At 67.9% G+C, this 9,238-nt stretch carries 6 protein-coding genes; all 6 read left to right on the forward strand.

Annotation, left to right across the window (positions count from 1 at the left end; translation table 11 throughout):
* Positions 1-474: 474 nt before the first annotated feature.
* Entirely contained in the window at positions 475-1,134 is a 660-nt protein-coding gene (locus VFW45_02415; GenBank protein HEU5179618.1) for an outer membrane lipoprotein carrier protein LolA, read from the forward strand.
* Positions 1,135-1,198: 64 nt separating this feature from the next.
* Positions 1,199-1,690: a YajQ family cyclic di-GMP-binding protein gene (locus tag VFW45_02420; protein ID HEU5179619.1), complete on the forward strand. Its 492-nt coding sequence runs from the start codon at positions 1,199-1,201 to the stop codon at positions 1,688-1,690.
* An 8-nt stretch (positions 1,691-1,698) separates the two neighbouring features.
* Positions 1,699-2,352, forward strand: coding sequence for a carboxypeptidase-like regulatory domain-containing protein (locus VFW45_02425; GenBank protein ID HEU5179620.1), 654 nt, complete (start codon positions 1,699-1,701; stop codon positions 2,350-2,352).
* A 28-nt stretch (positions 2,353-2,380) separates the two neighbouring features.
* A complete protein-coding gene (locus tag VFW45_02430) occupies positions 2,381-3,388 on the forward strand; it encodes a polyprenyl synthetase family protein (protein HEU5179621.1) in 1,008 nt (335 codons plus the stop codon).
* A 183-nt stretch (positions 3,389-3,571) separates the two neighbouring features.
* Entirely contained in the window at positions 3,572-7,123 is a 3,552-nt protein-coding gene (gene smc / locus VFW45_02435; protein HEU5179622.1) for a chromosome segregation protein SMC, read from the forward strand.
* A 287-nt stretch (positions 7,124-7,410) separates the two neighbouring features.
* The coding region (locus VFW45_02440; GenBank protein HEU5179623.1) for a serine/threonine-protein kinase at positions 7,411-9,238 on the forward strand (1,828 nt) is incomplete at its 3' end.

Raw genomic sequence — 9,238 nt, forward strand, 5'->3', positions numbered from 1 at the left:
TGTTCAGGAAGAGTAGCCGCGGCCCCTCAGCGTTGCAGCTTTGGCAATTTCCGGGGAGGTACCTGCCCAAGTGTCGGCCCTTGAGGCGCGGCGTTCTTAAGCCGTCGCCTCCAAGGGTACCTCGGTTTCCCAAAACACCCGCTGAATCATGAGGCACAGGTCCTTCAGCCGGGGCCTATAAGTCTAAACCTGTTCCTCAGCACCTGCTCAAGTGCCGGCCGTTGAGGCGCGGCGTTCTTCCTGTTGCCTCAAAAGCGCGCCTTTTTCCAAAGGCACCTGCTCAAGTGCCGGCCGTTGAGGCGCGGCGTTCTTCAGCCGTCGTCTCAAACGGTGCCCCTGTTCCCTGAAGCACTACTCAGATCGTCGCCTCCAAGGGTGCCACTGTTCACCCCAAAGCCCTCGAATGTTGGTCCCCCCGGTACCGGGTGCTAGAATCCCGCCGTGCGATCACGATTCGGGATCGGTATGCCCTTGATGCTGCTCGTGCTGCATGCGGACGCCGCGCAGGCGCCGGCCCCCCCCGATCCGCCGCCCGTGGAAATCCTGCGCACCATCCAGCGAGCTTACCGCGATTCGCCCGGGCTGGTGGCGCGTTTCTCTCAGGTGGTCACGTCGGGATCGCTTCCCACGCCTCAGCGCGAGGAAGGGACGCTCTACCTGAAACCTCCGGGAAAGATGCGTTGGGAGTACTCGCGACCGAAGGGGAAGCTGGCGATCACCGACGGGGAGAAGGCGACGCTCTACCTTCCCGAGGACCGGGCGGTGCTGATGGGGCCGGTGAAGGATCTGGAAGGAAGCGCGCTCACGGCGAGGCTGCTGGGCGGCACCGCTTCCCTCGAGGAGGAGTTCCGCGTCGAGGCGCAGCGCTCCTCCGGCGATGCGCGGCTCTGGGTGCTGAGACTGTCGCCGCGTACGGCCGATTTTCCCTACGACTCGGTGACGGTGGAGGCTTCGCGGGAGGGCTGGATCCAGTCGATTCGCCTGCTCGATCCTCTGGGAAACCGGATCGAATACCGCTTCGAACGGATCCGATCGGACAAGAATCTCCCGGAGAAGCTCTTCCGGTTCGACATCCCGCGGGGCGTGGAGATCCAGACCTTCGGCGGCAAGGCGGGCGCTCCGGCTTCTCCTTGATCTGCCGGAAAGCCCGATGCTACAATCCGCACCCTCTTGAACGCCTCAAAGCTGCCGGCGGCCCATGGCTCAAGAAAACTCCTTCGACATCGTGTGCAAGGTGGATCTGCAGGAGGTGGACAATGCCGTCCAGCAGGTCATGAAGGAGATCCGCACACGCTACGACTTCAAGGGAAGCAAGAGCGAGATTCGCCGCGAAGAGCTCGAGCTGCACCTGCTCGCCGACGACGATTACAAGCGCCGCAGCGTGCAGGAGATGCTCAGCCAGCGGCTGGCGGCGCGCAAAGTTCCGCTCAAGTCGCTCACTTTCGGCAAGCCGGAGGAGGCGGCCGGCGGGATGATGCGGCAGACGATCACCCTGCAGCAGGGGATCCCGACGGAGCAGGCCAAGGAGATCGTCAAGCTCATCAAGGGGACGGGGAAGAAGGTGCAGGCCGCCATCCAGGGAGATCTGGTGCGGGTGCGCGGCAAGAGCCGTGACGACCTGCAATCGATCATGCAGGTCCTGAGGTCCAGCTCGCTGCCGTTCGAGATGCAATTCGAGAACTATCGATAGGAGGCTGCATGCGACGACGATTCGGGCAGGGAATCATGGGAGCGCTCGTCGCGTGCCTCCTGGCCGCTGCTTCGGCCGTTGCGGCGGCGGAGCCGCCCGCCGAGGTCGTCATCCACGGGAGGATCGTGGACGCCGCCGGCAAGCCGCTCGCCGAGTATCCCGTCCGCCTCATCAAGACCAAGACGACGCTGAACCTGCTGCATTTCAGCACCGGCAGCCAGCAGGCGGAGGTCGGCCGGACCACCACCGACGCCGAGGGAAAGTTCGAGCTGCGGGTGCAGCCCGATCCCAAGTTCGACTATTTCTACCTGCGTTTCTACGATCCGAAGACCTTCGATCCGGTGCGCTACGCCGTCCCCGCCGATCAGAACATCACCAAGACCTTCAAGAGCAAAACCGAGGTGCAGGCCGACGCGGTCATCCGCGACCATCCCGACTGGGCCAAGGTTTCGTCGATGGTGACGGAGTACGGCCCCGACTCGAACCGCGGCAAGATTCTGCGCAGCATGGGGCTGCCCGAGCGGCGCCAGACTCTCCCCGATTCGCCCGGCCGGGAGAACTGGTGGTACTACGCCAAGGGGCTGTGCTACCAGCTCCAGGGCGACCAGGTCCTGCACAAGCGCACCTTCGATCCTGTCCTGCCTCCGCGGCCTTCGGCGTGAAGGCGCGTGCGGCGGTGCGGAGCCGAGCTTGAGCCAATCGATCCGCGCGCTGCCGGGGAGCTTCCTCTTCTCCGACGTTCTCGGACTGGTCGGCGTCAAGCTGGCCGATGTCGAGGCCGAGGTCGCGCGTAACCTGCATTCCGACATCGGCGTCATCGACGAGCTCGGCACCTACCTCTCCAACGGATCCGGCAAGCGGCTGCGCCCGCTCCTGCTGCTGCTGTCGGCGCAGATGTCGGGCTACCGCGGCGACCGCGACGTGCTGTTCGCCTCCGTTTTCGAGTTCATCCACACGGCGACGCTGGTGCACGACGACGTCATCGACGGGGCGACGCTGCGACGCGGGCGATCCTCGCTCAACGCCGCGTGGGGCAACAGCCTGACGGTCCTCCTCGGCGACTACCTCTACATCAAGTCGATGTCGATGGCGCTGACGGCCGACGACCTCCGGGTCATCAAGATCCTGGCCGATATCACCCTCAAGATGATCGAGGGGGAGCTGATCCAGCAGCGGCGGCTGGGAGATATCGGCGTCTCGGCGGAGGAGCATCTCGACATCGTGCGGCGCAAGACCGCCTGTTTGTTCTCGGGCTGCTCCCTGGTGGGCGGCGTGCTGGGAAGCGTCGGCAGGCAGCGCGAGGCGGCGCTGGAGAGCTATGGCACGAACCTCGGGATGGCCTTCCAGATCGTCGACGACATGCTCGATTTCACCTCCAACGAGAAGACGCTGGGAAAGCCGGTGGCTTCCGATCTCCGCGAAGGCAAAGTCACCCTGCCGCTCATCTACCTTCTGGAGCAGGGCGACGAATCGATTCGGCGGAAGATTGCCTGGGTCCTGGAGGACGGCGACTTCTCCCGCGTCGAGAGCCGCGAGATCGTCGAGCTGGTCCGGGAACACGGGACGCTCGAGAAGACCCGCGCCCTCGCCAGGCAATACGGCGAGCGGGCCCGCATGGAGCTGAGACACTTCACCGATTCACCGGCTCGGCGCGCCCTGGAATCGCTGCCCGACCTGATTCTGTCGCGCGATCGTTAAAGCTCTACTTTAGCTTTTCGCTCTTAACCGCCGGCCACAATTCCTTGTGAGCCAGGTCGATACTCCCCCCCAGATCCTGCGCTGATTTTCTTTACACGCCTCGGTGCTTTCGCTAGAATCCGACCTTCGAAGGTGGGCAGTAAAAAACCTCGATTGGGGGCCGCCTGAGGCCCGGGGAGCCGGATGTTCACCTTGGATCGGATGGAGCTGCACGGGTTCAAGTCCTTCTTCGGCAGGACCGCCTTCGAATTCAAGCCCGGCATCATTGCCGTGGTCGGTCCCAATGGCTGCGGCAAGAGCAACATCGGGGACGCCATCTCCTGGGTCCTGGGCGACCAGAGCCCGCGCTCGCTGCGGGCGGACCGGATGGCCGACGTCATCTTCAATGGCAGCGAAGCGCGCCGCCCGCTGGGGATGGCGGAGGTGACGCTCAAGTTCATGTCGACCAACGGCTCCGCCGACAAGGCGGAGGAGTTCTCCATCACCCGCCGGCTTTTCCGCGACGGCAACAGCGAGTACTCCCTCAACGGGCTGCGCTGCCGGCTCAAGGACATCCAGGACATGCTGGCGCGCTCGCAGGTGGGATCCCGCCTCTACTCGGTGATCGAGCAGGGCAAGGTGGATCTCATCCTCACCGCCAAGCCGAAGGACCGCCGCGGCCTGTTCGAGGAAGCCGCCGGCATCATGGGCTACAAGGCGAAGCGCCGCGTGGCCCTCGGAAAGCTCGAGGCGACCCAGGCGAACCTGCTGCGCATCAACGACATCCTCACCGAGGTCAGCAAGCAGGCGGGATCATTGCGCCGCCAGGTGGCCAAGGCGCGCCGCTACCAGCGGCTGCAGGAGACGATTCGCACCCGGCGCGGCTGGCTGCTGCGCTCGAAGCTCGCCGATCTCGAGCGCGAGACCGAAACTTCGGGGACGGTGCGCCGCGAGCTGGCGGACCGGGAGGCCGCGCACGGCGCGGCGCTGGCGCGTGGGGAGGCCGACGTCGAGTCGATCCGCCGGCGCACCGATGAAGGGGACGATGCGATCCGCCGGGATCGCGAGCGCCTCTCCGACCTGGTGCGCGCCATCGATCGCGATCATCTGCAAAGGGAGCGCTCGCGCGAGCAGAAGGAGGAGTCGCTCAAGGCGATCCTGCGCTGGAGCGCCGAGGCGGCGGAGATCGGCGTGCGGCTCTCTGAGCGCGAGGCCGACCTGCAGCAGCGCAGCGCCGGCATGGAGGAGCGGCGTCTCAAGCTCGCCGAGCTGGAGGAAAGCCTGCAATCGCGAGAGCAGGAGCAGAAGCGCCGCATGGACGAGGTCGAAGGCTTCCAGCACGACGCCGAATCGACTCGCGTTGCGCTGCTGGCCTCCCTCGACGCGCAGGCCGAGGCGCGAGCCGACAGGGATCGCATCGGCCAGGAGCGACAGCGGCTGGCCGTACGGCTGAAGGAAATCGAGGAAGAGCGGTGCGCGGCGATCAGCGAGCGCGATGCGCGCGAGGTGGAAATCGAGGAGCTGGAGGCGCTGACAGCGACGCGCGGCGCGGATCTCGAGGCGACGCGCCGGGAGCGCGCTTCGGTCGAAGAGACCCTGGCCTCCGAGATTGCCGCGCTGCAGTCGATCGCGGCGGGACGTGAGGAGCTTGCCGCCACCATCGCCGCGCTGGAGGAGCGCGCCCGCGCCCTGGAGGAGGCGGCCGGCAACCAGGACGAGGCGGGCCGCGCCCTGGAAACGGTGCTGCAGCTCAACGCGCAGGGGAAGGTGCGATCGCTCGGCCGGGCGGCCGATGCTCTCGAAGTCGATCCGCAATGGGTGCCGGCAGCCGAAGCGGCCTTCGGCGAGCTGCTGGGCGCCGCGGTGATGGAAGGCGACGAGGACATCGTTCAGGCGGTCCGCCTCCTGCGCGAGGAGAGCAGCGGCCGCGGCGCTTTCCTGGCGGCGCATCCAGCTATCGGGTCGCGGCCGGAGATTCCGGAGGAGCTGGCCACGGACTCGCGCTGCCTGGGGCCGCTCGCCTCGAAGGTGGCGCTGAGGGGCTCCTATGGCCGGGCGCTCGAGCATGGCCTCCGCAGCTTCCTGATCGCCGCCGATCTCGCGGGCGCCCTCGAACTCCATGCGCGGCACCCGGGATGGAGCTTCGTCACGTCGCAGGGGGACCTTGTCCGCTCCAGCGGGCTGGTGCATGGCGGTGCGGCGCCGCCGGAGGAGCGCGGCATTCTGTCGCGCCGGCACCTGCAGGAAGAGCTGGCAGCTCAGCTCGCCGCGAGGCGCGACGAGCAGGTGCGCCTCGAGGCCCATCGCGCGTCCGGCGAGGCGCGCCGGGCGTCGCTGGAGGAGCGCTCCACCCAGCTGGAGGAGCGGCAGCGCGAGCAGGACCGCCTGCTGGTGGAGGCGCGGCTGCTGGCGGCGCAGCGGGGCGAGGATCGCCAGCGCGCCGAGAAGGCGGCCCAGCTGGCGGACCAGGAGCGTGGACGGGTGGAGCGGGAAGGCGCCGCACTGGAGACGGGAGGCGCCGCGGCCGAGGAAGCGCTGCAGGCGGCGGAGCTGCGCCGCAAGGCGCTCGAGGAGCGGCTGTCGGGAGGCGCCGAGTTGCTGGCCGAGCAGCGGGCCGCCATGACCTCCCTCGCCGAGTCGCTCGGCTCGTTCCGCTCGGAGGTGGGCGCGCAGCGCGAGGCGATTCGCCGCGAGGAGGAAGGGCTCGAGGCCTGGGTCAAGGCAGCCGGCGAGGAGCGCGAGCGCCTGGAGCGGGCCCGCGCCGAGGCGGCGGGCGCCTCCGAGCTGGTGCGCAACCTCGAAGCCTCGATGACCGTCCTGGAAGAATCGCTGCGCCAGTCGGAGGAGGAGCGCGGCGCCCTGGGAGCGCGCGTGGAGGCGAGCGAGATGGAAGCCGCCACCCGCCGCCAGGAGCTGGCGGCCGCCGAGCAGGCGGCGCGTTCGGCGCGCGGCGAGCTGGAGGAGACGCGCCGCAAGCTGGGAGAAGCCGAGGTGGAGGCGGCGCGCCTCGAGGTGGAGCTGAAGCACCTGGAGGCGGCGGCGCGCGAGGAGATCGGCGGCGGCCTCGAGGATCTGCGCGCGCGCCCCCTGCCGGAAGGGGAGATTTCCGTCCAGGCCATCGAGGAGGAGATCGCCGCGATGAAAGGACGCCTCGAGCGGCTGGGTGCGGTGAACCTGGCGGCGCTGGAGCAGTACCGCGAGATGGACGAGCGCACCCGCTTCCTGGCGGACCAGAAGAAGGACCTGGAGGAGGCGATCGAGTCGCTCAACGATTCGATCCGCAAGATCAACCGCACGTCGCGCGAGAAGTTCCTGGAGGCCTTCACCCAGATCCAGGAGAGCTTCAACCGCAGCTTCGTGACGCTGTTCGGCGGCGGCAAGGCGGAGCTGCGGCTGATGGAGGACGAGGACGTTCTGGAGTGCGGCATCGATGTCATCGCCTCGCCGCCCGGCAAGCGCCTGCAGAACATCACATTGATGTCGGGAGGGGAGAAGGCGATGACCGCGGTGGCCCTGCTGTTCGCCCTGTTCCGCTACCGCCCGTCCCCCTTCTGCATTCTGGACGAGGTGGACGCCCCTCTGGACGAGGCCAACGTCGGACGCTTCACGCGGATGCTGCGCGAGCTGACCCCGGAGACGCAGTTCATCCTCATCACCCACAACCGCCGCTCGATGGAGGCGGCCGATCTGCTGTACGGGATTACCATGGAGGAGCCCGGAGTCTCCAAAGTGGTCTCCTTGCGCCTCGATCACTAGTCGGGGAGGCCGATCCATTCCGCCTCGCGGCGTTGCGCCTCGCGGGCGTACCTAGATAAGTTCGCGGCGCTCGGCGCGCCTTGCAATCCGGGCGGTCTCGGTGTGAACGCGATTTCGGATACGCAACCACTCCCTCCTTCCTGGTAGACATCATCGATCCAGTCCCTGAACTTGGACGCCTCGGCGGCCTCTGTGTCAACTCGCTTCCGGATGCGAAACCTTCCCGCTCCTTCCTGCGTTGACACCATCGATTGAGTCCCTTACCGTGGGCGCCTGCGGAGGAGTCCATGATTTGTCCCGGGTGCGGCACCAAAGCGCCGGAATCGGCCCGCTATTGCCACGTTTGCGGTGATCCGCTGCAGCATGCGTCGGTCAGCCCCACCATGACCCATCTGGAAGGCGGTTCGCCGGCGAGATCTCCCTCCCCGCCCCGCTCCCCCTCCTTTTCGCGCGACACCTCGGGCTCCAGCGGCGCACGGCGTGGCGAGCGCTTCGCGCCCGGTTTCGTCCTGGCGGAGCGCTACCGGATCGTCGGCGTGCTGGGGCGCGGCGGCATGGGGGAGGTCTACCGCGCCGACGACTTGATGCTGGACCAGGCGGTCGCTCTGAAGTTCCTGCCGGAAGCGCTGGCGGCGGACCAGGAGCGCCTGGCGCGCCTTCTGGACGAGGTGCGACTGACCCGCCAGGTGTCGCATCCGAATGTCTGCCGCGTCTACGACGCGGGCCGGGCCGACTCGCTGCACTTCCTGACCATGGAGTTCGTGGATGGCGAGGACCTTGCCACGCTGCTGCGGCGCATTGGCAGGCTCCCGCAGGACAAGGCGGTGGAGGTGGCCCGGCAGATCTGCGCCGGGCTCTCCGCGGCCCACGAGCGCGGCGTCCTGCACCGCGACCTGAAGCCGGCGAACATCATGATCGACGGGCGCGGCAAGGCGCGCATCACCGATTTCGGCCTCGCCTCACTGGCGGAGGAGTCCGGCTTGCAGGGAAGATCCGGGACGCCGGCTTACATGGCGCCCGAGCAGCTGCAGGGCGAGCAGGCGAGCGTGCGCAGCGACGTCTACGCGCTCGGTCTGGTGCTGCACGAGCTGTTCACCGGCAAGCCCGCCTTCAGAGCGGCCAGCTCGATGGCGGAGCTGATCGCCATCCGACGCGATTCGGCCAGCGCCGTCTCGCCTTCATCCGTGGTGGAAGCGCTGGATCCGGCGGTGGAACGCACGATCCTCCGCTGCCTCGAGCCCGATCCCAGGGCGCGCCCCGCCTCCGCGCTGGCCGTGGCCGCGGCGCTGCCGGGCGGCGATCCGCTGGCCGCGGCCCTGGCGGCCGGCGAGACACCGTCACCCGAGATGGTGGCGGCCTCCGGGGAGGAGGGGACTCTGTCGATGGTGATGGGGGCTGCGCTTTACGCAGGGTTCCTGCTTCTGATGGCGGGCGCCGTCTTCCTGTCCGACAGGCTGCTCCTGATCCGGCAATTGCCGTTCACGAAGCCGCCGGCCGTCCTGGTGGACCGGGCGCAGGAGCTCCTGAAGAAGTTTTCACCCACGCTGATCGCAGCCGATTCTGCCTGGGGCTTCAGCGTCAACTCGGTCTACCTGGACTATCTGGAGAACGAGGATACCGGCCCGGCCAGGTGGGAGCCGCTGCGCACCGGCCGGCCGTCGGGAATCCAGTTCTGGTACCGCCAGGGGCCGCGGCCTCTCGAGGCGCTGGGTGCCAACAGCGTGGTCAACTGGTCCGATCCGGCGCCGACCGTGCCGGGCATGGCGGCGATGGTCCTCGACCCGTCGGGCAGGCTGGTCGAGCTGAGCGTGGTGCCGCCGCAGCAGGATGATCCGAATGCGTCGCACGACAGTCCCGACTATACCGCCCTGTTCGCCGAGGCGGGATTGGATTTCGCCTCGTTCACGCCCGCCGAGCCGCGCTGGGTGCCGCCCGACTATGCCGAGCGGCGGCACGCCTGGGAGGGTTCTTTCCCGGGGAGCAGGGAGCCGCCGATCCGGGTGGAAGCGGCGGAGAACGCGGGAGTGCCGGTCTACTTCCAGGTGCTCGGACCCTGGAGCAAGCCGACGCGGGCGCAGCCGGTCGCGCTGTCCACCAAGCTCTCCTGGGCACAGA

Source organism: Candidatus Polarisedimenticolia bacterium, assembly GCA_035764505.1.
In the GTDB taxonomy this organism is placed as follows: Bacteria; Acidobacteriota; Polarisedimenticolia; order Gp22-AA2; family AA152; genus AA152.

What these genes read in the sequence shown, in the direction of transcription:
- VFW45_02415 (HEU5179618.1), top strand. Translation starts at nt 475, where the DNA reads ATGCTGCTCGTGCTGCATGCGGACGCCGCGCAGGCGCCGGCCCCCCCC.
- VFW45_02425 (HEU5179620.1), top strand. Translation starts at nt 1,699, where the DNA reads ATGCGACGACGATTCGGGCAGGGAATCATGGGAGCGCTCGTCGCGTGC.
- VFW45_02420 (HEU5179619.1), top strand. Translation starts at nt 1,199, where the DNA reads ATGGCTCAAGAAAACTCCTTCGACATCGTGTGCAAGGTGGATCTGCAG.
- smc (HEU5179622.1), top strand. Translation starts at nt 3,572, where the DNA reads ATGTTCACCTTGGATCGGATGGAGCTGCACGGGTTCAAGTCCTTCTTC.